The following is a 23,658-nucleotide window of genomic DNA, read 5'->3' as shown; positions in this document are numbered from 1 at the left end:
CGCGGGCTCGTCGCTCGTGGTCAGCGCAACTGCAGCGGCAAGGCGATCTGGTGTGCCGAGTCGACGGGTGCGGCGCCCGCGCGGGCCGTCGGTGAGGCCAGGCAGTTCGAGCAGGTGACGGTCTCGGCCACCGCGTGCAACTCGCCGACGCCGGTGCCCGACCAGCCCTGACCACACGCGGGCGCGGGCAGGGTCAGGCTCGCCAGCCACGGCGCCCACCGGACCGCGTGCACGATGGCGGATCGGCGCACCCGCAGGTTGCGCCCCTCGAATCGGGCCTGCTCGCCCTGCGCGACGCGGGCCAGCATCTCCAGCGGTGTGTCGGTGGGGGCACTCATGCCGCCAAGCATGCCCGAGGCCACCGACCAAGACCACGCTGTCGGCCGGTCATGCGAAAGTGGACCCATGACCGACGAGCGTTTCGAGGTTCGACGACAGATCGCCGCGCCGCCCGCGAAGGTGTTCGCCCTGCTGTGCGACCCGCGCGGCCATGTGGCGATCGACAGTTCCGGGATGCTCCAGTCCGCCGAAGGCGAGCCGGTGCGGCAGGTGGGCGACGAGTTCGTCGTGCACATGGACCGCGAGGCGCTCAACGACTACCCGATGGGCAAGTACAAGGTCACCGTGATCATCACCCGGTTCGAGCCGGACGCCGCCATCGAGTGGACGATCTCGGGGCAGATCCAGCCTCCGCTCAGGCATCTCTATGGCTACCGGCTGGAGCCGAGCGAGATCGGGACCCTGGTGACGTCGTACTACGACTGGAGCGAGATCGAGGAGCGGTACCGGGACAAGAACATCTTCCCCGTCATCCCGGAGGCCGCGCTGCGGGCGACCCTCGGCATCCTCGCGCGCACCGTGGAGTGACTTAACGCCACGCCTTCGCTACCCAAAGATACATCAGATCTATGTCTTGTGTCACACGGCCGATTGGGGCATTGTGTGCCGAGATTCGGCTCGCGTGCGCTTCGCGTGGCTGATTCATCTGATGTCCGATCGTGTCCCGACTGGTGGTGGTCGGCACTGCCGTTGGTGGAGGCGTTCGATGCGCGCACGCAGGTCACTAGCGGTGGTCGCGGTCGTGCTGACCCTGCTGTCGGCGTGCGGTTCGACCCCTCAGCCCGCCGAGGCCGCGCGGTCCAAGGGGGTGAAGGTGGCCTTGGTGCCAGGCGGCCCGCATCCCTACTTCACCGCGTGGCGGCTCGGCGGCGCCCAGGCCAAGGAGCGGTTCGAGGTCGGCGAGGTCACCTATGACGAGTCGAGCGACTGGGATCCGGCGAAGCAGGCTCGAACCCTGAGCTCGCTGGGCGCGCAGGGGTACACCGCCTTCGGCGTGTTCGCGGTGTCCCAAGTGGACACCAACGCCATGTTCTCCCGGCTGAAGCGCGACGGCATGGTGGTCGCGTCGTTGGGGTCCTGCCCCGGGGAGACGACGAACAAAGCCGACTTCTGCCTCGCCACCGACGTGGAGCTCGCGGCGTACAAGGCCACCAAGGCCGCGATCGCCGCCATCGGCGGCCGGGGCACGCTGGTGCATCTCACCGGGAACTCGGTCGACACCAACACGTTGCGCCGGACGGCCGGTGTCCGGCACGCGGTGGACGAGACCGAGGGCGCCGTGACGCTGCTGGCGACGGTGACCGACGTCGACAAGGACCAGGACGCCTCCGACCGGGCGGTGGTCGATCTCCTCGCGGAGAAGGGCACGGCGATCGGCGCGATCGTGACGACCGGCTACCTGCCCGCCATCGCCGCCGTGCGCGGCGTGCGGTCCTCCGGGCTGCCGATCAAGATCGTCGGCATCGACGACGATCCGCTGATCCTCGATGGCATCCGGGACGGCTCCGTGGCCGCGACGGTGGTGCAGAACCCGGTGGGCCAGGCCTACGTGGGCACCTGGGCGCTGACCCAGCTGTCGATCGGCGAGTGCAAGAACAACCGGCGCGGCGCCATCGTGGACTCGGGCTCGTTCGTCGTCACCACGGCCAATGTGGACACCTACGACGAGGAGCGCAAGGCCAAGACCGAGCAGCTGATCGACGAGTTCCGGGCCGACGTGCTCGCCTGCGCGTGATGGAGGAACAGGTGCGGATGGACCGGTTGTCGCGGCGCGGTTTCCTCGTGGGAGCGTCGGGCCTGCTCGCCGCGGGATGTCGGCCGGAGTCGGCCGAGCCGCCCCCGCGGCCGCCGCGGGCAGCCACAGCCGCGCCCGCCCCAGCCGGGCCGGTGACGGTGTTCCGCGCGCTGTCCTACGCGCGCGGCCGAGATGTCCGGGTGGTCATGTACCGCCCGGAGGGGGTCGACCGCGTGGGTCTGCCGGTCTGCCTGGCGTTCCACGGAAACGGCGAGGACGCGGACGTGTTCGGCCGCATCGGGGTCGTCGAGGCGCTGACCCGGCTGGCGGGCACCGGGGCGATGCCGTTCGCGGTCGCCGCCGTCGACGGCGGCGGCACGAGTTGGACGCCGACCGGCGCCGACGACCCCGCCCGCATGCTGAGCGAGGAGGTCCCCGGCTGGCTGTCCCGCCATGGCCTGGCAGGCACGCCCTTCGGGGCTTTGGGGCTCGGCGAGGGCGCCTACGGAGCGCTCCGCTACGCGGCGAACCCGGGTCTCGCCGCCGTGGCCGTGCTCGACCCGACGCTGTTCACCACCTGGCCCGACGCCCGCACCCGCGGCGGCATGGCGACCGAGGACACCTGGCGCGCCGCCGACCCGCTGCGCCGCGCGAGCAGTCTGGCGCGGCTGCCGCTGGGGGTGTGGTCGTCGGTCGAGGACCCGGCGACCCGGCGGCTGGCGAACGAAGTCAAGGCCAAGACGGTCTGGGTCGGCGACGGCGGACCCGGTTACCGGAAGCAGGCGTTGCCCGAGGTGCTCAGGTTCCTCGGCGACCACGGCGGACGGGTCGGCGACGGGTACTAGGCCCTAGGCGCGCTGGGGAGCGGGTTGTCGTCGACGAGGAGCTCGGGGGCGGAGAGCCGCCACGCCTCGTAGAGCAGCTCGGACAGCTCGTCGGCGTCGATCTTCGTCAGGTGCACCACGACCCAGCCGAATCCGCCCGCGGTGAACTGCACCTCGAACACGTCGGGCCGCTCGGCGACCAGCGCGAGCTGCTCCGACAGCGTCTGCTTCAACCCGACGGTCTTGGTCCGCGGCCAGTGGTACCCGAACCGCTTGCCCCGCACACTGAACGACGTGTAGTCGCGCGCCTGCGCCCGCTCGACCTCGGCAAGCTTGTCCATCATCCGCGCGAACTGAACACTCGAGACACCCATGCCGCTCATTCTCGCGCATGCCACCGACGGCCCGGACCTGTTCGATGAGCGCAGCCCAACCCCGCCCGCCCCCCAACCCGCCGGTCCCCCAAACTCACTGGCCCCCAAACCCGCCGCCCCCCAAACCTGCCGCCATGCCATCCGCACCAAACAACGCAAGCGCACGGGTGGGTGGTGTTCGCCGAGTCGGCTTGATCTGGGGGGAGAAGGACCTAAACTTTCGCGGCGCGGGGCAGTTTCTTCACCCTGCCCGCTTTACCCGCGCAGGTCCTTCTCCGGGGTCCCCAGATCAAGCCGACTCGGCGAACACCACCCACCCGTGCACCCCCCGCAGAGCCTCCCGTGCATCCCCGTCGAGCCTCCGCCGGGCTTCCGGGAGCGGGCAGCTCGACCCGGATCTATGTTGAGCCCGTGACGTTCGGACTGCTCGCCCTACTTCCCGCCGCGCTGTTCGTAGTGGGCGTGAGCCGCGACCGCCGCAAGGTCGGCAACGCCGTATGGCTCGGTTTGACGCTGATGTTCCTGCTGCTGTGGGCGCTGTCCTCCGCCCGCGGCTGGGCGGCGGACGTGGTCGGCGTCGGTGTCGTCGTGGCGTTGCTGCTGCTGGCCCTGGCGCTGCCGGTCGCCCTCGTGGTCAACGGGTTGTTCATGGTCCTGCGCGAGGGCCGTCGGCTCGGCAACCTGCTGTCGCTCCTGGCGGGCTTCGGCATCCTGGGGCTCGACCTGGTCTTCCTGATCGCCGCCGCGGACGAGGTCGGGTGGATCGCCGTCACCTCGGGGGCGCTGGTGGTCGTCGCGGGGTACGTCGGGTTCCTGTTCGGCAGCCTGCTGCTCTACGCGGTCATCTACGGCCGGACTGGCAGGCGGTCCGGGTTCGACGCGGTCATCGTCCTGGGGTCCGGTCTCATCGGCGACCGGGTGCCACCCCTGCTGGCCAGCAGGCTCGACCGCGGCGCGGAGATCTTCCGGCGCAGCGCGGACCGGGCGCCCCGGCTGGTCGTCTCGGGCGGCCAGGGCCGCGACGAGCTGGTCTCCGAAGCCGCCGCCATGCGCGACTACCTGCTGGCCAAGACGATCCCGCCGGACGCCATCCTGGTGGAGGACGCGGCGACCACAACCGAGGAGAACCTCCGCCTGAGCCTCGCCCTTCTCGATCCCCCGACCGAGCGCGTCGCCGCCGTCACCAACAACTTCCACGTCTTCCGCACCGCCATGGTGGCCCGCTCCCTGCGCCTGCCGGTGGACGTGATCGGCTCTCCGACGGCCTTCTACTTCCTGCCCAGCGCGTTTCTGCGTGAGTTCGTCGCCATCATGACGCGGCACTGGGTCGCCCACGCGATGGCGTGCGGGCTCCTGGTCGCGGCGTACTTGCTGCTGGTCCTCGGATAGGGCTCCCACCGGGGGACGCCGCCGCACCCGCACCCCTCGAACGCCGGAAGAGGCGACGCGAGTCGCCCCTCCCGGCAAGCGAGTCGCCCCTTCCGGCAACTGAGTTCGACCGTCGAGACGATGTGCGGCATTGGCGACATGTCGCGCCCGGTCGCTGCCGCGGCTACTTGAGGATGATGCAGCCCAGTCGCGCGCCGGCGGTGCCCGCGTGGCCCGCGTGGGTCTGCGTCGCCTTCTCGTGGATCACCACGGAGGCGGGCTTGCGGTCGGTGAGCTTCCAGTCCACTGTGGACGTGGCGGTCGCGCCGCCGGTCGCGTCGGTGGTGAAGTCCAGCCAGATCTCGTTCTTGGCGTTGGCGTATGCGGGGTCGACCGACGGGGTCACCGGGTCGGCCTTGTCCTGGAAGTGCGGGCCGGCGGCGTCGCCCTTCTCGCCGCAGGGCTTCACGTGGGCGTGGGCGCCGTAGGCGCGGTTGGGGAGCAGGCCGGTGACCTTGAGCTCCGTGCGCACACCGGTGTCCGCGGCGGTGACCACGGCTTCGGCGGCGGATCCGGCGGGCAGCAGTTCCGCGTTGTACACGGTCGCCGCGCCATCGGGTGCGAATTTCGCGAAGGTGCCGCCGCCACGCAGGGCCGGGGCGGGGGCGCTCGACGACTGGGACTCAGCCGCGGGCGGCGTGTCGGACTGACCGCATCCGGCGAGCAACAGGGCAGTGGCCAGAATGGACAGTGTGCGAGCGGACAAAGAGAGCCTCCTTGATCGGCCGGAGCCGTTCACCGCGCTCCGAGGGGGATCCGACAGGCTCCGAGATTAGCCTACTGGTGAGTAGAACTTTCACCGGGGTACTCCGAATAGTCCAAAAGGGACTTGGGCCGATTGGCCGCATATCCAGCGATACCAAGGGTTTCGCGCAACAAGCGATGCCCGGCGGTCGTCGTGACCCGCCGGGCTGTCCACTATGGATGATTTGCTACATGGCCGCCGACGCGCGCTTGATGGCGTCGCGGATGCGGCAGTAGGTGCCGCACCGGCAGACGTTCTCGATCGCGTCGATCTCGGCGTCGGTCGGTGTCTTGGTCGTCTTCAGCAGGGCGGCCGCGGCCATGATCTGGCCGGGCTGGCAGAACCCGCACTGCGCGACGTCCTCATCGAGCCAGGCCTGCTGGACCGGGTGCAGTTCGTCGCCGTCGGCCAGGCCCTCGATCGTGGTGATCTTGCGGCCGTTGCACTCCGAGACCGCGACGGTGCACGGCTGGAACTCCTTGCCGTCGAGGTGGCTGGTGCACGCCCGGCACGCCCCGACCCCGCAGCCGTACTTCGGCCCGGTGAGGCCGAGCCGCTCGCGCAGCACCCAGAGCAGCGGCGTGTCCGCGGGCGCGTCGACCGCGACCGGCTTGCCGTTGACGTTGAACCTGTACGTGGGCACGGACGTACTCCTCAGAAGTTGATCGGGAAGCTGCGCGGCTTGGTTCCGGTCGCCCGGGCGTAGGCGTTGGCCACCGCCCCCGCCGCCGCGGGCACACCGAGTTCGCCCGCGCCACCGGGTTCGCCGGTCGGCGGCATCACGAACACGTCGAGCTTGACCGGCGCGTCCTTCTGCCTCGCGTAGCGGAAGTCGGCGTAGCTCTTCTCCCGGACCTTGCCCGCGTCGAGGTGCACGCCCGCCTGCAGGACGGTCGAGATCGCGTCCATCAGCCCGCCCATCATCTGGGCCTTGAGGCCGGTCGGGTTGATCGCCCGGCCCACGTCGACGGCGATGGTCGCCCGGGTCACCCGCGGCGCCTTCGGGTCGGTGGCGTTGATCTCCACCAGGCACGCGGTGACCGACCGGTACTCCTCGTGCACCGCGACACCCTGCGCCCAGCCGCGCGGCATCGCCTTGCCCCACTGGCCTTCCTTGGCGACCTTGGCCAGCACGTCCTTGGCCCGCTTGGACTTCAGCACCGACATCCGGAACTGCACCGGGTCCTTGCCCATCTTCGCGGCGAGCTCGTCGACGACCACTTCCTCGGCCGTGCGCAGGCCCGCCGAGTACACCGAGCGCCAGCTGCCGGTGTGCACCGGCACGGGAACCTCGGTCAGCAGCTGCGTGACGAGACCGAAGTGGTACGGGTTCGACGCGGAGAGGTGGAAGAACAGCAGCCCGTCGGCGGGCCCGGAGATGGCCGCGCCGCTGGCGGAGACCAGTTCGCCGAAGCCGTGCTTGAGGTCGGTCTCGACCGAGGCCATCCGGTGCTCGAAGGACAGCACCTCGCCGAGCAGGTAGGTGGCCCGGATCTTGTGGTGCGACGCGGGCCGCAGCCTGCCGTGGCGCACGTCGTCGGTGCGGGTCCACATCAGCCGGACCGGCTTGCCGATCTTCTTGGAGACCTGTGCCGCCTCGACGGCGGGCTCCCAGAACAGCCTGCGGCCGAACGAGCCGCCCGCCCGCAGGACGTGCAGCTTCACCTTGGACGACGGCAGCCCGATGCTCTTGGCCACGTCGTTCTGCGCCATGATCGGCGACTGGCAGGCCACCCACACCTCGGCGCTGTCCTCGCGGACGTCGGCGATGGCGCTGTGCACCTCCATCGGCGCGTGGCTGACGAAACCGAAGTCGAAGCTCGCGTCCAGGTGGTTGGTCAGCAGCCGGGGGACCGCGAGCGGCGCGGTGGCGGACCGCAGCTTCGTGCGGATGTCGGCGTCGGACAGTCCGACCGCGGGCCCGTTCTTCCAGGTGATCACGAGCGCGTCGCGGCCCTTGAGCGCCAGGTCGATCGTCTCGGCGCTGACCGCGACACCACTGGGGATCTCGGTCACGGCGACCACGCCCGGGATGGCCAGCGCGGGCGCGGCGTCGAACGAGGCGACCGTGCCCTTGATCGTCGGCGGCCGCGCGACCACGGTCGCCAGGGCGCCCTCGATCGTCATGTCCATGGCGTACTCGGCCTTGCCGGTGACGATGTCGCGGGCGTCCATCCGGCCGGTCGGCTGACCGATCAGGGTGTAACCCGAGGCGTCCTTCGGCGCGGTGGACACCGCGGTGCTGGTGGTCGACGCGGCGGCCGAGGCCAGCGAACCGAAGCTCTCGCTGCGCCCGTCCGGCGCCCACACGGCGGAGTCCCGCGTGGTCAGCGTGCCCGCTTCGACGCCGAGGCGCTTCGCCGCGGCGGTGATCAGCCGCGCGCGGGCGGTCGCGGCGATCCCGCGCAGCGGGCCCCACAGCGTCCGCACCCCGGTCGATCCCGCGGTGAACTGGTTCCACATGAACTCGGGCCTGGCGTCGGACAGCTCGACCGCGACGTCCGAGAGCCGGGCGCCCAGCTCCTCGGCGATGATCATGGCCGCGGTGGTGGTGATGCCCTGGCCGGACTCGGCGCGGGGGAGTTCGAACCGGACCCGGCCGTCGTCCTCGACCCGCAGCACCATCGACCACGCGGTCGGCTTCGTCGCCAGGGTGATGACGTCACCGAGGTCGAGGAGATCGGAGGGCGCGGGGAGGCTCGGCAGGGCGTCGGCGACCGGGTCGAAGGTGAACTTGGCGGCGACGGTGAGCGTCGGGGCCGCGACCAGGAATGTGAGGAACTTGCGCCTGCCGACTCTCGGCTTGGCGTCCGGGGATTCCTCCGTGCGGGCAGTCGGCTCGCCGGGGCCTGCCATCCGAACTCCTTCCGGGAATGCGCGGCAGGAGCGTTAATCCCGGTCCGCACGCTGGTTCAACTGCGAAAACGCGCGATCCGTGAGCTTCGCGGCCGCGCGGTGGTCTAGTTTTTAGCACATCCGAAATACAATGACTAAAGCGGTATCGGTGTGGCGGGAAAGAGGCCTCTTACTATTTCGCGGGCGGCACGAATAACCGACAACACGGTGCGTGATGTGATCAGCACCTTGCGGTCGGTGGTCGACCGACACTCTACGTACGCCCACACGAGGGATCGATCCCCTGTTCGGAGTAATCACGACTGGGCCGTTCGGCGCGGCTACCCTGGAGTAGCACCCGTACGGGTGATCTGCTATAAGTTCTAGCACCAAACTTGTTCAAAGTTGCAGGAAATGTCGCCCCGCCGCCTGTGGTCGTCGGCAATCCCGGCCCCGGAGCGCACCCTAATGCGGGCGTCCGCTCGTCCGCCGCCGTGCCCATCGCATTGTTTGACGTCAAACTGATTCGTCCCTACGGTGTGTTTCCATTCATAGCCGCGCAACGATCGGGCCACTCGATCGTTACGGCTGGGACGGCAAAGATCACAACGCCACTGGCGATGATCATGGAAGGTTCTGGGGCGGCATCCATGCAGAGACTGAACCGGCTACGCGGGTCGGGCACGATCCAGTCGCGGGTGCTGGCCATCGCCTTGATCCCGTCGATCGCGATCCTGGTCGTGGGTGTCGCTCTCTCCGTTTACCTGGCGTACCAGGGCGTGAGCACGCAGTCCTTCGCGGACAACGTGCGCGGCGCGCTCGGCCCCAGCTCACGGGTGATCGTCGCGGTCCAGGAGGAACGGCGACTGACCACGCTGCAGGTCACCGGCGCGGGGGGCGACCCCAACGAGCTCGACCGGCAGCGCCGCGAGGTGGACGCCGCGGTGAAGGACCTCGCCGCCACGACCGAGACCCTCGCCGCGGACGCCCCGGACGAGCTCAGCCGCCCCTTGGAGCGGCTCAACGAGACCGCCCGCGAACTGCCCGCGACCCGGCAGCTGGTCGACAGCGGCACGGCGACCGTGCAGCAGGTCTATGACTTCTACGGCGAACTCGTCGACTTCGTCGGCGAGGGCGTGCAGGGCATCGCGCGCTCGGCCACCGACGCCGAGGTCGGCTTCGAGCAGATGATCAGCTCCGAGCTGTTCCGCTCGGTCGAGGCGCAGGCGCGCTCGCACGTGCTCGTCGAGCGGGCCATGGCCAACGGCCTCGACACCAAGGAGTTCCACGAGCTCGCCCACCAGATGGGTACCTACCACGAGCTGATCGAGACGATCGTGCCGCGGCTGACCGACCAGGAGCGCAAGCAGTACACCGCGCTCAAGGCGACGCCGAACTGGAAGACCCTGGTCGCGGGCGACGACGCGATCATGGCCAAGGGCCCCGGCAAGCACGCGGTCCCGTTCGACGTGGCCGCCTGGGAGGACGCCAACCGCAAGGTCTCCGCGGGCCTGGTCGAGCTGTACAAGTCGCACTCGTCCTACGCGGCCGACCTCGGCACCGACAGCGGCAGCCGCGTGCTGGCGACGTCGCTGGCCGCCGGTCTGACGATTCTCCTCGTCGCCATCGCCGCCATGCTGATCGCGCTGCGACTCTCCCGCGGCCTCATCCGCAGGCTCACCCGGCTGCGCGTGGAGACCCTCGAGGTCGCCGAGCACAAGCTCCCCGACGTGATCGACCGGCTCGGCCGCGGCGAGCGGGTCGACGTCGAAGCCGAGCTGCCGCTGTTCGACCACGGCGACGACGAGATCGGCCAGGTCGCGAACGCGTTCGGCAAGGCCCAGCGCACCGCCGTCGCGGCGACGGCGAAGGAAGCCGAGATCCGCCAGGGCGTCCGCTCGGTGTTCCTCAACATCGCCCACCGCAGCCAGGTCATGGTGCACCGCCAGCTCAAGGTGCTCGACAAGGCGGAGCGGTCCGAAGACGATCCGGACCAGCTCGCCCTGCTCTTCCAGCTCGACCACCTCGCCACCCGAAGCAGGCGCAACGCCGAGAGCCTGATCATCCTCGGCGGCAAGCAGCCCGGTCGGCGGTGGCGCAACCCGGTCGCGCTGCTCGACGTCGTGCGCAGCGCGGTCGCCGAGACCGAGGACTACGAACGGGTCAACACCGGCAAGCTGCCCGAGGTGTCGCTGCAGGGCGCGGTCGTCGCCGACCTCATCCACCTGCTCGCCGAGCTGATCGACAACGCGACGTCGTTCTCCCCGCCGGAGACGCACGTCGACGTGGTCGGCACCCTGGTCGGCCGCGGTGTGGTGATCGAGATCGAGGACCAGGGCCTGGGCATCGAAGAGGACAAGATCGAGGACTTCAACCGCAGGCTGCAGAGCCCGCCCGACTTCGGCGTGATGGCGCTGTCCGGCGAGTCGCGGATCGGCCTGTTCGTGGTCGGACGGCTGGCCACCCAGCACGGCATCAAGGTCGCGCTGCGCGAGTCGATCTACGGCGGGGTCCGGGCGGTCGTGCTGGTGCCCAACAGCGTCGTCGTCCGCGAGCCCGCGCCGGACGCGCGGCCCGGTGAGCCCACTCCCAGACCCGAGCCGGTCGCCCCGGAGCAGGCGAGACCGGAACCGCTGCACCGCCGCACTTCCGGGCAGCTCCCGATCGGCAAGCACGCCGAGACCGCGCCCGCGAGCAACGGCTTCTCGACGTGGATGACGCCCGCCGACGAACAGGCGGCGCCGTCGAACGGCTCCAACGGCTCCAACGGCTCCAACGGCACCGGCCGAGCCAAGTCCCACGGCGACTTGGCCCAGCCATCCATTGTGGAGAAGCTGGATGCGGCGGGCGGCGCGCCCACACAGCGCATCCCGCACACGCCGGGCACGCCCGGCGAACCGGCACGGCCCAACGGGGCCACGCCGAGTAGGCCGACGACCCCGCTCGCGCGGCGGACGCCGCGGGCCAATCTCGCCGCGCAGCTGCGCAAAGAGCCTGGTCAGACACCCGCCGATCCGGTGCCGCCCGCTTCTGTTCCCACACCTGAGCGTTCTCGTGCGAGCATGTCGGCGTTCCAGCGCGGCACGCGCCGTGCGCGCGCGGGTGAGCCGGACACGGGTCGACCAGGTAGGCCAGGGGAGGAAACATGACGGGCATGTCGACGAACAAGAACCTGGACTGGCTGCTCGACGACTTGGTGCAGCGCGTCGGCGACGTCGAAAGAGCGGTGCTGCTGTCGGCCGACGGGCTCATGATCGGGAAGTCCAGAAGCCTCGCGCAGGCCGACGCCGAGCACCTCGCCGCGGTCGCCTCGGCGTTCCAGAGCCTCGCGACCGGGGCCGGACGGCACTTCGGCGGCGGTGACGTCTACCAGACCGTGGTGGAGATGCAGCACGCCTTCATGATGGTCACCGCGGCCGGGACCGGCGCGTGCATCGCCGTGCTCGCCGCGCAGGACTCGGACCTGGGGATCATCGCCTACGAGGTCAACCGCATGGTGACAAGAGTCGGGGGTTACCTCACCTCCGCGCCGCGGTCCGCGGTCGCAGGGCCGGCGGCGCCGTCGGTGTCATGATCGACAACGACGACGACGAGGCCTGGTTCGATGAGGACGCGGGCCCGCTGGTCCGCGCGTACGCGGTCACCCGCGGCCGGACCAAAACGTCGGGCACGCAACTCGACTTGATCACTTTGGTTGCCGCGACCGGGCTTCAGGCGCAACAGTTGGGGCCAGAGCACGACAGTGTGCTCGCGGTGTGCGTGGAGCAGCAGTCGGTCGCCGAGGTCGCGGCGAAGGTCGGGCTCGCGCTCGGCGTGGTGAAGGTGCTGATCAGCGACCTGATCGAGCGGAACTGCCTGATGGTGCGGTCGCGCCAGACCGCGGTCGAGCCGGACCTCGAGATGATGCAGAAGGTGCTGGATGGAATCCGCAGGCTCTGAACCGAAGACCGCCACCGCGGTGAAGGTGCTGGTGGCGGGCGGGGTGGGCACCGACACGCCCGCGCTGGTCGACGCCGTCAGCGAGATCCCCCTGCTGCACGTCGAGGAGTTCTTCGTCGTCGCGGGCGTGGCCGACCTGGCCTCGGTCGGGGTCGACCTGGGCCGCATCACGATCAGCCCGGACCTGATGCTCTACCTGTTCGGCACGTCCACCGAGGACCGGTCCTGGTTCCTGTGGGACGAACTCTCCACGGGCGCACTCGGCGCCATCGTGCTGGCCGACGCCCGCGCCCTCGAGGAGTCCGCGGCCGCCGTCGACTTCTTCCGCGGCCGCGCGATCCCGTTCGTGGTCGGCGTCGACTGCCCCGAGGGAACCAGGCTGCCCGAGGTGGACGAGGTGCGCGCCGCCCTCGGCCTGGGCCCCGACGTCCCGGTCCGCCTCTGCGACGCGTCGCGGCGGGAATCCACCAAGCAGCTGCTGATCGCCCTGGTGGAGTCCCTCATGGCCGCGGCGCGATCGGTGCCCGCGATCACCCGCTGACTTTTACTGCCACAGGGCGACGATCACCGACACCACGAGGATGCCGACCAGGTGGTATCCGGCGGTGATGGCCACCCATGCCATCGGCTGCGGCTTCTTCGGGTCGAAGAACCCGGTGACCAACAGCGCCATGGCGGCCAGACCCAGCCCGGTGACGACGCCGAGCGCGATCGCCTCGCCGAAGGTGTCGGTGCCGGTCGCCGCGGCCAGCATGGCGACCGCGATGCTGGTGACGAAGCAGGTGAGCAGCGGCATCAGGTAGATCGTGACCGGCGGCTTCTCGTCGCCGTCCATCTCCCAGCCGACGGCGCGGCTCCAGATCTTGCCGAACAGCAGATTCGAGTACCAGAGCCCACCAAGGGCGAAGAACGCGATCGTGGACACGATCACCGCGAGCCAGTTGAGGTCTGCCAGTACCGAGAAACTCACGATTCCTCCTGGAGGGTGCCTGAGGTCCCCGACCGCCCTTCCCCGAATGATCGCCCCGAGTCCTCGCTCTGTCCACACGTGGCAGCTCCGCCCGCTCGCCCGCCGCGCCACCAGGCGCCATGTCACAGCGCACACTGGAGTGCGACGGTGTAATCACGGGCGAGGCGGTGGTCGACGTGTCCGAAGACCTTGAACCACGCGCGCCCACCGAGGCCGAAGCCCTCGACGCGTACTCACGCACCGTCAGCGCCGTCGCCGCGGCGGTGACACCCCAGGTGGCTGCGGTCCGGCTCGGGCAAGGCGGCGGCTCTGCCGTGGTGTTCGACGAGCAGTCGCACCTGATCACCAACGCGCACGTCGTCGGGTCCGCGGGCTCGGGCACGGCCACGTTCTCCGACGGCGCCGAGACCCCCTTCGACGTGGTCGGCCGCGACGCCCTGTCGGACCTGGCGGTGCTGCGGATCCACGGCGACTCGCCGCCCTCGGCCGTGTTCGGCGACGCCGACAAGCTCGTGGTCGGGCAACTCGTGGTGGCCGTGGGGAACCCGCTCGGGCTGGCCGGGTCGGTCACCGCGGGCGTGGTGAGCGCCCTGGGCCGCGCGCTGCCGGTGCGGCAGGGCCGGGCGGGTCGGGTCATCGAGAACGTGATCCAGACCGACGCGGCCCTCAACCCCGGCAACTCCGGCGGCGCCCTGGCCGACTCGGCGGGCCGGGTGGTCGGCATCAACACCGCGGTGGCGGGTTTCGGGCTCGGGTTGGCGGTGCCGGTGAACTCGACCACGCTGCGGATCATCGACACCCTCCTGACCGAGGGCCGGGTTCGCCGCGCGTACCTGGGGGTCGTGGGCGTCCCCGCGCCGCTGCCCGACGACGTCGCCGAGCGCACCGGTCAGCGGGCGGGTCTGCGGGTGGTGGAGGTCGTCCCCGGCGGACCCGCGCACCGCTCGGGTCTGCGTGCGGGAGACCTGATCCTGACCGTCGGCCGCACCGAAATCCATGACGCACAAGGAATCCAGCGCAAGCTGTTCGCCGAGGCGATCGACCGGGACCTGCCCGTCACCGTCCTGCGCAACGGCGCCATGGTCGACGTCTACGCCGTGCCGAGCGAGCTTTCCGCTCAGTGATGGTGCTCGGTCACCATAGAGCCCGAGGTGTTGAGGCTGCTGGGATCCCCCAACGCCGATACCGTTGGACCATGCCCACTGCAGGCGAACCGACGACAAAGCGATGGGCCTGGGCGGGCGCGGCCATCCTCATCTGGGCCGCCGTCGCCTACCTCATCTGGCGCATAGCGGGCGCCTTGGCCCCCGTCCTGGTCCCGCTGGCCGTGTCCGTGCTGATCGCCGCCGCCCTCCGCCCCGCTGCCCGATGGCTGGTCGGGCGCGGTTGGCCGAGGGCGCTCGCGGCCGCCCTCCTGGTCATCGGCCCCCTCGCTGTCCTGGGTGTCCTGCTGGTGGTCACCGTCGACGCGCTGGTGCGCGGCGGCGGCGAACTCGTCGACGCGCTGCGGGACGGCGTCGGCACCGTGCGGGACTGGCTCGTGCATGGCCCACTGGGCCTGAGTGAGCCGCAAGTCGGCGCGGCGGTGGACAACCTGGTCGCCTTCCTGGGCGATCAGGGCGAGCGGATCGTCGGCGGAGCTACAGCGACGGCCGCCGCCGTGGGTTCCTTCCTCGCGGGCTTGGTTCTCGCCGTGTTCGTGTTGTTCTTCCTGCTCTACGAAGGAGACCGGATCTGGGTCCGGTTGCTCGCCCCGCTGCCCGAGTCGGTCCGCACCCGCATCGATCGCGGTGGGAGGACGGGGTTCGCCTCACTGGGGGCGTATTCCCGCGCGACCGTCGCGGTGGCCGTGGTCGACGCCGTGGTGATCGGCGCCGGGCTGGCGATCATCGGTGTGCCGATGGTGATTCCGTTGGCGTCACTGGTCTTCCTCGCCGCGTTCGTGCCCTACGTCGGCGCGTTCGTGGCTGGGTTCGTGGCGGTGCTGGTGGGTCTGGTGTCCGGCGGGCCCGTCACGGCGTTGCTGGTCCTGGGCCTCAGCGTGCTCGTGCAGACGCTGGAAGGTGAAGTGCTGCAACCATTCCTGCTTGGGCGAATGGTGCGGCTGCACCCGCTGCTGGTGGTGGTCTCGATCGCGGTCGGTGTCGTGCTGGCCGGGATCGTCGGGGCCCTGTTCGCCGTCCCGTTCGTCCTTGTCGTGCGCGCGATGATCAACCAGTTCTGGTCGAATCCCGACCCTGCTCCGTAGTGGCGATCGGGCGGTGACAAGATCGCCGCAGCCGCGGGCCGAGTCCGTCCTGGTCGGCCGGACGGACGTGGGGGAGACCAGCGGTGAACATCTACCTGGCCGGAGTTCTGTGGGTCGTGGGCGCCGCCGCGGTCTCGGCACTGGTGGCGTACCTGATCCGGCACATCGGCGAGACCGACGGGATCGTGGAAAACAATGAGGCCGCGGGCCAGGTCTTCACCATCGTCGGCGGCCTGCACGCGGTGTTGCTCGCGTTCGTGCTGATCTCGCTGTTCGACGGCGTGGGCGCCGCCGAGGAGGGCGCCTCCCGCGAGGCCGAGAGCCTGGTGGCCGCGTCGTGGGCCGCCGACTCGCTGCCGGAGCCCGCGCGAACCCAGGTTCATGACCTGTCCCGGTCCTACGCCGTCGCGGTGGCCGAGCAGGAGTGGCCGAAAATGCGCGCGGGCGAGGACATCGCCGGCCCGGGATGGGCGACGCTCGACCAGTTGCGCCGGTCGGTGGCCGACGCGACGGTGTCCGACGAGTGGCAGCACGGCCGCAAGGCGGAGGCGGCGAACCAGCTGTGGGAGGTCTACCAGGCCCGGCAGGCCCGTCTCGACACGGCGGCGGGCGAGGGCGTCAGCGGCGTCATCTGGTTCGCGCTGATCGTCGGGAGCCTCCTGTCGGTGGCGCTGCCGATGCTCTTCGGCGGGCCGCGGCCGGTCACCCACATCATCATCGTGTCGATCCTCGCGGGCACCCTGGCGCTGCTGCTCTTCGCCACCCAGCAGCTGCAGAACCCGTACATGGGCGGCGCCCAGGTGGGGCCGGACGCGTTCGAGGCGGCCCAGGTCCGGCTGCGATGAGCCGGGCGCGGTGGGCCTTGGCGCCCGTGATCGGGTTCGCGGTGGTCGCCGTGTCCTCCGGTCCCGCCGCGGCGGCGGCGCCCGCGGTGTGCGTGGCGCTGCAGGTCCAGGGCGCGGGCGGTGGGCTCTCGGCGCTGGCGAGGGTGGAGTTGCCGTCCGGTCGGGTCACCCCGGTCGCCGACCTCGGTTTCCGGGTCAACGCGATCGGCTACGCGGCAAAGCAGGACGTCGCCTACGGATTGGCTTCCCACGGCCGGTCCGGCGCGCTGTCCGGTGGTGGCCATGTGGTCACCATCGGCCGGGACGGGAAGATCACCGACCGCGGTCCGCTGCGCTCGCCCGGGCAGGCACTCGGCGCGACCGCGGGCGCGGTGTCCGGAACCCGGTGGTACCTGCGGTCCGGCCTGACGCTCTCGGTGGTCGATGTGGACCCCGCGAGCCGCACGTATCTCACTGTCGTGTCAACGGTGTCGCTGCGTTCGCCGGGGCTGGCGCAGACCGTCGACGATTTCGACCTGGGGCCGGACGGTCTGCTGCACGGCGTGGCCACGCAGGGCAGGCTCGTCACCATCAACCCGGCCGACGGCGAGGTCCGCGAGATCGAGTCCGCGAACCTCGGCGGCGGGCGAGGCTACGGCGCGGCGGTCACCGGACCGGACGGGATGCTCTACGTCCTGGGCGAGCATGTGCGTGGACGCAGCACGTGGTTCCGGGTCTCCCTGCGGTCACCGTCGTCAGTGGAGACGATCGTCAGCCCGACGTCGATGGACCACACCGACGCGGCGGGCTGCCTGCGCCCCGGGGCGGTGCCCGTGCCGCCCGCCCCCGCTGTGCCACCCAGGCCCGCGCCCCGGTCGACCCCCACGGCCGCGATCCCTGCGACCCCAACGGTTCCGGCCCCACCAGCGAGCAGCGCGCCGGTGATGGCGCCGCCCACGAACCCGGCCCCCAGTCGCAAGCGGTACAAGACGGCCACGACGGTCCCGCGGGCCGAGAACGCGCTCGACCGGACCGAGGAGAAGCGCCGCTGGGGCTTGGCGGTGCTCGTGCTCATTCTCGCCGGCGGCGCCGGAGCGGTTCGCCGCACACGCGGCTGACGACAATTCGCGGAAACCGAATTAAATGATTGACGCCCGACGTCGGACTGGTCCATGATTGCGAAGGACAACGACGAGGGAGTTTGTGATGGCGAGCATTCGGATGCGAGGACGGCGCTACGGCGTCGCTGCCGCTTGCCCGCTTCCCGTACTGGCCCTGCCGCTGCTTGAGCAGCAACTTGGCAGCTCAGGCTCCCCACCATGACGTGAAGCGTCATGCTCAGGGAGCCGCCATCGGGAAACCGGTAGGCGGCTTTCTTTATTTCGCACACCCATTATGTGTGGCGGCGAATTAATGAGGTGTGTGCATACCTTCGGGCAATTTTTAGCTATTTACCATCCAGGAGAAGGGAGGGCGGACCGATGTCCCGTGGACTGCTGCTGATCGACGTGGACGGACCGCTGAACCCCTTCGCGGCCAAGCCGACTCGGCGGCCACCGGGGTACGAGACGTTCCGCCTGACCCCGAATGGCGGCTGGCACACCGGACCGGCGGCCCGCCGACACCGGGGCATGCGGGTCTGGCTGCGGCCCGACCACGGCGAACTGCTGCTGCGGGTCGCCGCGGACACGGGCCTGGAGCTGGTGTGGGCCACGACGTGGACGCACGAGGCCAACACGTACATCGGGCGGACGATCGGCCTGCCGGAGCTGCCGGTCATCGAGTTCCCGGAACGGGATCTGCGGGTCGGCCACGGCTGGCGGGCCGACGGCGGCTGGAAGTGGCCCGCGGTCGCGGATTACGCCGCGGGCAGGCCACTGGCCTGGCTGGACGACGAACTCGTCGGCCACGACACGTTCGGCCCGGCGCGGGCGGCGTTCGACCAGGCCCGGGCGTCGACACAGACGCTGCTGTGTCACGTCGATCCGAGACACGGGCTGCGGCCCGACCAGCTCACCGCGGTCCGTGCCTGGGCCGCGGGTCTGACCGACCCGTCCGCTTGAGGGCGGGTCGCCACGGGTGCGAGGGAGACGGCAACCCATCCGCCTTGGGAGCGGAAGACACCGCGTTCGACTCGCGGGCACCCGACTACAGCCAGGCCAGGCGCGTTGGTCCAGTGGGATGGACACCGGCTTCTCACGCCGGAGACACCGGTTCGACCCCGGTACGCGTCACGTTTCACGCGGTCGTAGCCCAATCGGCAGAGGCACCTGGTCGAGGGCCAGGCCAGTCGGGGTTCGACTCCCCGCGACCGCACTACGTCCCGCCTGGCGGGAGAAAGCCCTTGTAGCCCAACGGGAGAGGCACCGCGCTCAGAACGCGGCCAGTGCAGGTTCGAATCCTGCCAAGGGCACCGGTCCCGGCTGGTGTAGCGGCAGCACAGCGGTCTTTGACACCGCGAGGTCAGGTTCGAACCCTGAGCCGGGAGCAGGCAGTGCCCGTTGGTCCAGTCGGCATGGACACCGCGTTCTGACCGCGGAGACCGAGGTTCGAACCCTCGACGGGCAGCTCAACCAACGCGTCCTAGTGCGGACGGGTCTGGACCAGGGCGTCCTGGACGTAGTTCAGCCACGTGACGGTCAGGTCAGAACTAGCCCCGGTGCGCGGCGTGATGAGGGAAACGCGCTAGTCGAAGGTGACCAGCCAGTCGTCGACGGCCAGGTCCTCAGCGCCGCCTGGGTCAGTCAACGCTGTCGGGCGGGCCCGAATTAATTCCGTTGACGCTCCCGTGCCCCCGATGAGAACCTCATGGGGTGATCCACTGACCTCCGCCGAGCCCACGTCCGAGCGACCCGCGTCCATGCGGGAGAGCGCCGGTGGGCATTCGTATCCGAGTTCCGGGTGGTGGATGTCTATGTCAATTCTGCATGCGACCGAGCTGGTCAAGTCCTATGGCGACCGTCGGGTCCTCGACGGTGTGTCGCTGACCGCGTCGCCGGGGCGGCGGGTTGGGCTGGTGGGGGAGAACGGCGTGGGCAAGTCCACCCTGCTCCGGCTGCTGGCCGGGGTGGAGGAGCCGGACTCCGGGACGGTCGAACGACCCTCCGACTGCGGATTCCTCTGGCAGGAGACGCCGTTCGCCCCCGACGCGACCGTGCGTGACGTGGTCGACGACGCGCTCGCCGACATCCGGGCCGCCAAGGCGCGGCTGGACGAGCTGGCCGCGCTGCTGGAGAAGCGCCCGGACGACCCGGACGTGCTCGCGGAGTACGGCGAGGCGCTCGGCTGGGCGCAGGACCACGACCTGTGGGACGCCGACCGGCGCGCCGAACTCGTGCTGCACGGGCTCGGACTGGCCACAGTGGACACAACTCGACGGCTGGACGCCATCTCCGGTGGGCAGCGGTCCCGGCTGGCGCTGGCCGCGCTGTTGATCCGTCGGCCGCGGGCGCTGCTGCTCGACGAGCCGACCAACCACCTCGACGACGAGGCGGTCGCCTTCGTCGAGCGGGAGCTGACCGCGTTGCCCGGGGTGGTCGTGGTCGCCTCACACGACCGGGTCTTCCTCGACGAGGTGTGCACCGACATCGTCGACCTCGACCCGGCGCGCGGCGGCGTGACCCGGTACGGCGGCGCCTACAGCGACTACCTGGTGGCCAAACGCGCCGAGCGGGCGCGGTGGGTGCGGCGGTATCTCGCTGAGCAGACCGAGCTCGGCGAGCTGCGCGTGGCGGTCGACGTGACAGCCCGCGCGGTGAACCATGCCCGCGAGATGAAGGACAACAACAAGATGTCCTACGGCATGATCGGCGACCGGGTGCAGAAGCAGATCTCGCGCCGCGTGCGCAACGCCCAGCAGCGGCTTGACGAGCTCGTTCGCACCCGGATCGCCGAACCCCCGGAGCCGCTGCGGTTCAGCGCCGCGCTCACCGGGCAGTCGGCGGCGGACCGGCCCGCGCTGGCCCTGCGCGAGGTTCGGGTCGACGGACGCCTGGAGATCGGCGCCCTCGACGTGCCGGGTTCGGCGCGGCTGCTGGTCACCGGCCCCAACGGGTCGGGCAAGTCGACGCTGCTGACGGTGCTCGCCGGGCGGCTCGCGCCGGACGCCGGTGCCGTGTGGCGCGACCGCGGTGTCCGGGTCGGCCTGCTGGAGCAGGACGTCGTGTTCCCCGACGCCCGCGCCACGGCGCGAACGCTGTACGCCAAGGCCGCGCAGGCGGGTGCGGTGCCGCTGACCCAGCTGGGCCTGCTGCCGCCGCGGGACCTGGACCGGCCGGTGGGTGCCCTGTCGGTCGGGCAGCGCAGGCGGGTGGCGTTGGCGCTGCTGATCGCCCGCCCGCCGCAGGTGCTGCTGCTCGACGAGCCGACCAACCACCTCTCGCTCAGTCTGGCCGAGGAGTTGGAGGAAGCGCTCGGCACCGCTCCCGGCGCCGTCGTGATCGCCACCCACGACCGCTGGCTCCGCCGAACGTGGGACGGCCCGGAACTGGCCTTGGTCGAGGGCCGAGTCGCCTGAACCAGCGGCCGTGTGGGTGAGCATTGCGTGTGTGGGCTTGGTGCCGGATCGATTCAGGCTTCGCGTTCGCGGAGTTGGTCGCGCAGGTCGCTGATCTCGGCGTTCGCGGCGGCCAGATCGTTCTGCAGGCCCACGATGCGGGCGGCGGCCGCGAGCGGGTGGCCCTGGTCGAGCAGTTCCCGCAGGCGGGTGATGGTCTCCAGTTGTCGGCGCGAGTAGCGGCGGTGCCCGCCCCCGGACCGCTCGGGCGAGACGATCCCGGCGGCGTCGAGGCTTCGGAGGAACGCCTGTTGGACGGTGAGCAGGGTCGCCGCCTGCCCGATGGTGAACGCCGGGTACTCCGGGTCGTCGAGCCTGCCCAACCCGCCCACGCCGTCGCCCTCGGGCCCCTGGTTCGTCATGCCCACACGTTATCTGCGCGCGCGGATTGACACAATCTCCAGTGCGAGCTATAAGTTACTTGCGAAAAATCTCCATCAGCGGGAACAGGAAGCTTGAGTCAAGCGTTAGCAACATTGCCGGGTCCGAGACCGGCACACGAACCGTGATCGTGGAAGGAGACGATGACGATGTTGATGCGGACCGACCCGTTCCGCGAGCTGGATCGACTGACCCAGCAGTTCTTCGGCACCAACGGCACCACGACCCGCCCCGCGGTCATGCCGATGGACGCCTACCGCAGCGGCAACGAGTACGTCGTCCAGTTCGACCTGCCCGGCGTGGCCCCGGAGTCCATCGACCTGGACATCGAACGCGACGTGCTCACGGTGAAGGCGGAGCGCAAGGCCGACTTCGGCGAGGATGTCGAGGTCACGGCCGCGGAGCGCCCGCGCGGGCTGTTCTCCCGGCAGCTGTTCCTCGGCGAGACCCTGGACGTCGACAACGTCGCCGCCACCTATGACGCGGGTGTCCTGACCCTGCGCATCCCCATCGCCGAACAGGCCAAGCCCCGCAAGATCACCGTCGCCGCGGGCGCGGGACGCAAAGAGATCAACGCCTGACCCGACCGACGACCCGTCCCGCCGGGCTTTCCCCGGCGGGACGGGGAAGGAGCGTTTCGTGAGTACCATCAGCGAGCCGCTGACCGACGCTCGCCGCTTGCTCGAACAGGTCGAACATTCCCTCGAAGGCGCAGGCACGGAAGGACTTCGTGCCGCTGTCGAGGGCGTGCACGAGGTGACTCGTGCGCTGGCCGCCGTGACGGCCGCTTTGATGGAGCAGGTGCCGGTCGGACTTGACGATCAGGGGATCGCCAAGGAAGTCGTCGCGGACCTGCGTGCGATGCACGGCTGCCTGACAACCAGCACGTTGTTGCTCGCGCCCGCGCTAGAAGATCTGCGCGGGCTGACCTCACCGGAGGCGGCAACCGTTCCACGCCAACAGAACCCGCTTGATCGCCCGATGCCCATCCCAGCCTGACCCAACCCACCCGGACCCACGCCACCCACCCGAACCCACGCCACCCACCCGGAATCGCAAGGGGCAGAACAGAACGGCCTGTTTGGGTGGTTCGCCTTGATTCGGGGCAAATGGGCCTAAACTTTCGGCGCGGGTGGGCTGTACTTCGCCCACCTTTTGAGCCCGCGCCAGGCCCATTTGGCGGGGTCCCCGAATCAAGGCGAACCACCCAAACAGGCACCCAGGCAGGCGCGGGCGGCGATTCCGCCAAACAGGCACCAGGCAGGCGCGGGCGGCGATCCCGCCGAGCAGGCACCCCAGGCAGGCAAGGGCGGCCGAACAGGCACCGCAGGCGAGCAGCGGTCCCGCCGAAGCGGGCCCGCCGCCCAACCCTCAGTCCGGCAACCGTTCCCCAGTCGCCGTGTCGAACAGGTGCACGTCCGAGCGCTGAACCTGCAACCCGATCGTCGACCCGCGCATCGGCACATCCCGCGCCCCCGCCCGCACCACAATCGGGTGCGCCGTGTCGCCGTTCGTCGTGGTGTACAGGTAGCTGTCGCTGCCCAGTTCCTCCACCATCTCCACCATCACCTGCTGGCCCTCCCGAGCCCCCGCGATGCGCAGCCCCTCAGGCCGGACCCCGACCGTGATGTCCCGACTGGTGGCCGCCGCCCGCTGAGCAGGCGTCAAGTCGATGCGCGTTCCCGCGAACTCGACCGTCCAGTCATGCGCGTGCAACGGGATCAGGTTCATCGCGGGCGACCCCATGAACCCGGCGACGAACAGGTTCCGCGGCCGGTCGAAGACGTTGCGCGGCGTGTCGCACTGCTGCAGTTTGCCGTCCTTGAGGATCGCCACCCGATCGCCCATCGTCATCGCCTCGACCTGGTCGTGGGTCACGTAAATCGTGGTGACCCCGAGCCTGCGCTGCAGTGACGCGATCTGGGTGCGCGTCTGCACCCGCAGTTTCGCGTCCAGGTTGGACAGTGGCTCGTCCATACAGAACACCCGCGGCTCACGCACGATCGCCCGGCCCATGGCGACCCGTTGGCGCTGGCCACCGGACAGCTTGGCGGGCTTGCGGTCCAGGTACGGCTCCAGGTCCAGCAGCCGCGCGGCCTCGTCGACCTTGCGGTCGATCTCGGCGCGACCCACCTTGGCGATCTTCAAGTGGAACCCGATGTTCTGCCGCACGGTCATGTGCGGGTACAGCGCGTAGTTCTGGAACACCATCGCGATGTCGCGGTCCTTGGGCTGCGCGTGGGTCACGTCGGTGTCGCCGATGTGGATCTCACCGCCGTCGACGGCTTCGAGGCCCGCCAGCATGCGCAGGGCGGTGGACTTGCCCGAGCCGGACGGGCCGACCAGCACCATGAACTCGCCGTCGCGGATGTTCAGGTCGAGGTCTTGCACGGCGGGGGTCTCGGTGCCCGGGTAGAGCCGGGTGGCGGCCCGGTACTCGACTGTGGCCATGGTGTTTTCC

24 protein-coding genes and 5 tRNA genes are annotated in these 23,658 nt (G+C 70.2%); 21 read left to right on the top strand and 8 right to left on the bottom strand.

Annotated elements, in window-relative coordinates:
- Positions 1–20 precede the first annotated feature (20 nt).
- On the bottom strand, positions 21–338 hold the full coding sequence (locus tag C8E96_RS29380; RefSeq protein ID WP_133794862.1) for a hypothetical protein: 318 nt from the start codon (positions 336–338) through the stop codon (positions 21–23).
- A 67-nt stretch (positions 339–405) separates the two neighbouring features.
- Here C8E96_RS29380 and C8E96_RS29375 point away from each other — a divergent pair, with 67 nt between their 5' ends.
- From C8E96_RS29375 to C8E96_RS29365, 3 genes are all read left to right on the top strand, one after another.
- Positions 406–867 (top strand): SRPBCC family protein, encoded by a 462-nt coding sequence (locus C8E96_RS29375; RefSeq protein ID WP_091377809.1) that lies wholly within the window; start codon positions 406–408, stop codon positions 865–867.
- A 178-nt stretch (positions 868–1,045) separates the two neighbouring features.
- Positions 1,046–2,074, top strand: a complete 1,029-nt coding sequence (locus C8E96_RS29370) for a sugar ABC transporter substrate-binding protein (RefSeq protein ID WP_091377812.1) — start codon at positions 1,046–1,048, stop codon at positions 2,072–2,074.
- Positions 2,074–2,919, top strand: a complete 846-nt coding sequence (locus tag C8E96_RS29365; RefSeq protein WP_091377814.1) for a hypothetical protein — start codon at positions 2,074–2,076, stop codon at positions 2,917–2,919. The genes C8E96_RS29370 and C8E96_RS29365 overlap by 1 nt, the downstream gene beginning before the upstream one ends.
- Here C8E96_RS29365 and C8E96_RS29360 read toward each other — a convergent pair.
- Positions 2,916–3,272 carry an MmcQ/YjbR family DNA-binding protein gene (locus tag C8E96_RS29360; RefSeq protein ID WP_091378235.1) on the bottom strand — a complete coding sequence of 119 codons (357 nt, stop codon included), beginning with the start codon at positions 3,270–3,272 and terminating at the stop codon, positions 2,916–2,918. The genes C8E96_RS29365 and C8E96_RS29360 overlap by 4 nt on opposite strands.
- A 411-nt stretch (positions 3,273–3,683) precedes the next feature.
- Here C8E96_RS29360 and C8E96_RS29355 point away from each other — a divergent pair, with 411 nt between their 5' ends.
- Positions 3,684–4,661: a YdcF family protein gene (locus C8E96_RS29355; protein ID WP_228770007.1), complete on the top strand. Its 978-nt coding sequence runs from the start codon at positions 3,684–3,686 to the stop codon at positions 4,659–4,661.
- 163 nt (positions 4,662–4,824) lie between these two features.
- Here C8E96_RS29355 and C8E96_RS29350 read toward each other — a convergent pair whose 3' ends face one another.
- From C8E96_RS29350 to C8E96_RS29340, 3 genes are all read right to left on the bottom strand, one after another.
- Positions 4,825–5,406: a superoxide dismutase family protein gene (locus C8E96_RS29350; RefSeq protein WP_091377817.1), complete on the bottom strand. Its 582-nt coding sequence runs from the start codon at positions 5,404–5,406 to the stop codon at positions 4,825–4,827.
- Positions 5,407–5,632: 226 nt separating this feature from the next.
- Positions 5,633–6,088, bottom strand: a complete 456-nt coding sequence (locus C8E96_RS29345; RefSeq protein ID WP_091377820.1) for a (2Fe-2S)-binding protein — start codon at positions 6,086–6,088, stop codon at positions 5,633–5,635.
- A gap of 11 nt (positions 6,089–6,099) precedes the next feature.
- Positions 6,100–8,301 carry a xanthine dehydrogenase family protein molybdopterin-binding subunit gene (locus tag C8E96_RS29340; RefSeq protein ID WP_091377823.1) on the bottom strand — a complete coding sequence of 734 codons (2,202 nt, stop codon included), beginning with the start codon at positions 8,299–8,301 and terminating at the stop codon, positions 6,100–6,102.
- Between the two features lie 629 nt (positions 8,302–8,930).
- Here C8E96_RS29340 and C8E96_RS29335 point away from each other — a divergent pair.
- From C8E96_RS29335 to C8E96_RS29320, 4 genes are read left to right on the top strand one after another with little or no spacing between them, the layout of a single operon-like run.
- Positions 8,931–11,429, top strand: a complete 2,499-nt coding sequence (locus C8E96_RS29335; protein ID WP_166658149.1) for a sensor histidine kinase — start codon at positions 8,931–8,933, stop codon at positions 11,427–11,429.
- Entirely contained in the window at positions 11,426–11,854 is a 429-nt protein-coding gene (locus C8E96_RS29330; protein ID WP_091377829.1) for a roadblock/LC7 domain-containing protein, read from the top strand. Before C8E96_RS29335 ends, C8E96_RS29330 begins: the two co-directional genes overlap by 4 nt.
- Positions 11,851–12,219 (top strand): DUF742 domain-containing protein, encoded by a 369-nt coding sequence (locus tag C8E96_RS29325; RefSeq protein ID WP_091377832.1) that lies wholly within the window; start codon positions 11,851–11,853, stop codon positions 12,217–12,219. The genes C8E96_RS29330 and C8E96_RS29325 overlap by 4 nt, the downstream gene beginning before the upstream one ends.
- Complete coding sequence (locus tag C8E96_RS29320) at positions 12,200–12,760, top strand: GTP-binding protein (protein ID WP_091377835.1); 561 nt, start codon at positions 12,200–12,202, stop codon at positions 12,758–12,760. The genes C8E96_RS29325 and C8E96_RS29320 overlap by 20 nt, the downstream gene beginning before the upstream one ends.
- Before the next feature lie 3 nt (positions 12,761–12,763).
- Here C8E96_RS29320 and C8E96_RS29315 read toward each other — a convergent pair whose 3' ends face one another.
- Positions 12,764–13,189, bottom strand: coding sequence for a DUF1761 domain-containing protein (locus tag C8E96_RS29315; protein WP_166658148.1), 426 nt, complete (start codon positions 13,187–13,189; stop codon positions 12,764–12,766).
- A 176-nt stretch (positions 13,190–13,365) separates the two neighbouring features.
- Here C8E96_RS29315 and C8E96_RS29310 point away from each other — a divergent pair, with 176 nt between their 5' ends.
- The 11 genes from C8E96_RS29310 to C8E96_RS29260 all read left to right on the top strand — a co-directional run bounded on the left by C8E96_RS29310 (position 13,366) and on the right by C8E96_RS29260 (position 20,777).
- Entirely contained in the window at positions 13,366–14,313 is a 948-nt protein-coding gene (locus tag C8E96_RS29310) for a S1C family serine protease (RefSeq protein ID WP_228770008.1), read from the top strand.
- Between the two features lie 71 nt (positions 14,314–14,384).
- The gene (locus C8E96_RS29305; RefSeq protein ID WP_166658147.1) at positions 14,385–15,437 is read left to right on the top strand and encodes an AI-2E family transporter; all 1,053 of its coding nucleotides are present in this window, start codon (positions 14,385–14,387) and stop codon (positions 15,435–15,437) included.
- Positions 15,438–15,520: 83 nt separating this feature from the next.
- The gene (locus C8E96_RS29300) at positions 15,521–16,282 is read left to right on the top strand and encodes a bestrophin-like domain (protein WP_091377847.1); all 762 of its coding nucleotides are present in this window, start codon (positions 15,521–15,523) and stop codon (positions 16,280–16,282) included.
- The gene (locus tag C8E96_RS29295; RefSeq protein WP_133794858.1) at positions 16,279–17,379 is read left to right on the top strand and encodes a DUF6923 family protein; all 1,101 of its coding nucleotides are present in this window, start codon (positions 16,279–16,281) and stop codon (positions 17,377–17,379) included. Before C8E96_RS29300 ends, C8E96_RS29295 begins: the two co-directional genes overlap by 4 nt.
- Before the next feature lie 363 nt (positions 17,380–17,742).
- On the top strand, positions 17,743–18,324 hold the full coding sequence (locus C8E96_RS29290) for an HAD domain-containing protein (protein WP_091377853.1): 582 nt from the start codon (positions 17,743–17,745) through the stop codon (positions 18,322–18,324).
- Between the two features lie 99 nt (positions 18,325–18,423).
- A tRNA-Glu gene (locus C8E96_RS29285) sits at positions 18,424–18,495 on the top strand.
- A gap of 8 nt (positions 18,496–18,503) precedes the next feature.
- Positions 18,504–18,577 (top strand) — tRNA-Leu (locus C8E96_RS29280).
- A 24-nt stretch (positions 18,578–18,601) separates the two neighbouring features.
- Positions 18,602–18,674: transfer RNA gene (locus C8E96_RS29275), tRNA-Leu, on the top strand.
- 4 nt (positions 18,675–18,678) lie between these two features.
- A tRNA-Gln gene (locus C8E96_RS29270) sits at positions 18,679–18,749 on the top strand.
- A gap of 7 nt (positions 18,750–18,756) precedes the next feature.
- A tRNA-Gln gene (locus C8E96_RS29265) sits at positions 18,757–18,829 on the top strand.
- Positions 18,830–19,169: 340 nt separating this feature from the next.
- Complete coding sequence (locus tag C8E96_RS29260; protein WP_091377856.1) at positions 19,170–20,777, top strand: ABC-F family ATP-binding cassette domain-containing protein; 1,608 nt, start codon at positions 19,170–19,172, stop codon at positions 20,775–20,777.
- A 53-nt stretch (positions 20,778–20,830) separates the two neighbouring features.
- Here C8E96_RS29260 and C8E96_RS29255 read toward each other — a convergent pair whose 3' ends face one another.
- Positions 20,831–21,178 carry a MerR family transcriptional regulator gene (locus tag C8E96_RS29255; RefSeq protein WP_091377859.1) on the bottom strand — a complete coding sequence of 116 codons (348 nt, stop codon included), beginning with the start codon at positions 21,176–21,178 and terminating at the stop codon, positions 20,831–20,833.
- A 168-nt stretch (positions 21,179–21,346) separates the two neighbouring features.
- On the opposite strand from C8E96_RS29255, the gene C8E96_RS29250 reads away from it, so the two are divergent.
- Together C8E96_RS29250 and C8E96_RS29245 are read left to right on the top strand one after the other, a co-directional pair.
- On the top strand, positions 21,347–21,778 hold the full coding sequence (locus C8E96_RS29250; RefSeq protein WP_091378245.1) for an Hsp20/alpha crystallin family protein: 432 nt from the start codon (positions 21,347–21,349) through the stop codon (positions 21,776–21,778).
- 58 nt (positions 21,779–21,836) lie between these two features.
- Positions 21,837–22,196 carry a hypothetical protein gene (locus tag C8E96_RS29245; RefSeq protein ID WP_091377862.1) on the top strand — a complete coding sequence of 120 codons (360 nt, stop codon included), beginning with the start codon at positions 21,837–21,839 and terminating at the stop codon, positions 22,194–22,196.
- Positions 22,197–22,568: 372 nt separating this feature from the next.
- On the opposite strand, the gene C8E96_RS29240 is transcribed toward C8E96_RS29245, so the two are convergent.
- Entirely contained in the window at positions 22,569–23,648 is a 1,080-nt protein-coding gene (locus C8E96_RS29240) for an ABC transporter ATP-binding protein (protein ID WP_091377865.1), read from the bottom strand.
- Positions 23,649–23,658: the final 10 nt, after the last annotated feature.

Origin of the sequence: Actinokineospora alba (assembly GCF_004362515.1) — a bacterium.
GTDB classification, from domain to species: Bacteria; Actinomycetota; Actinomycetes; order Mycobacteriales; family Pseudonocardiaceae; genus Actinokineospora; species Actinokineospora alba.
This window is presented reverse-complemented; position numbering and strand designations above follow the sequence as displayed.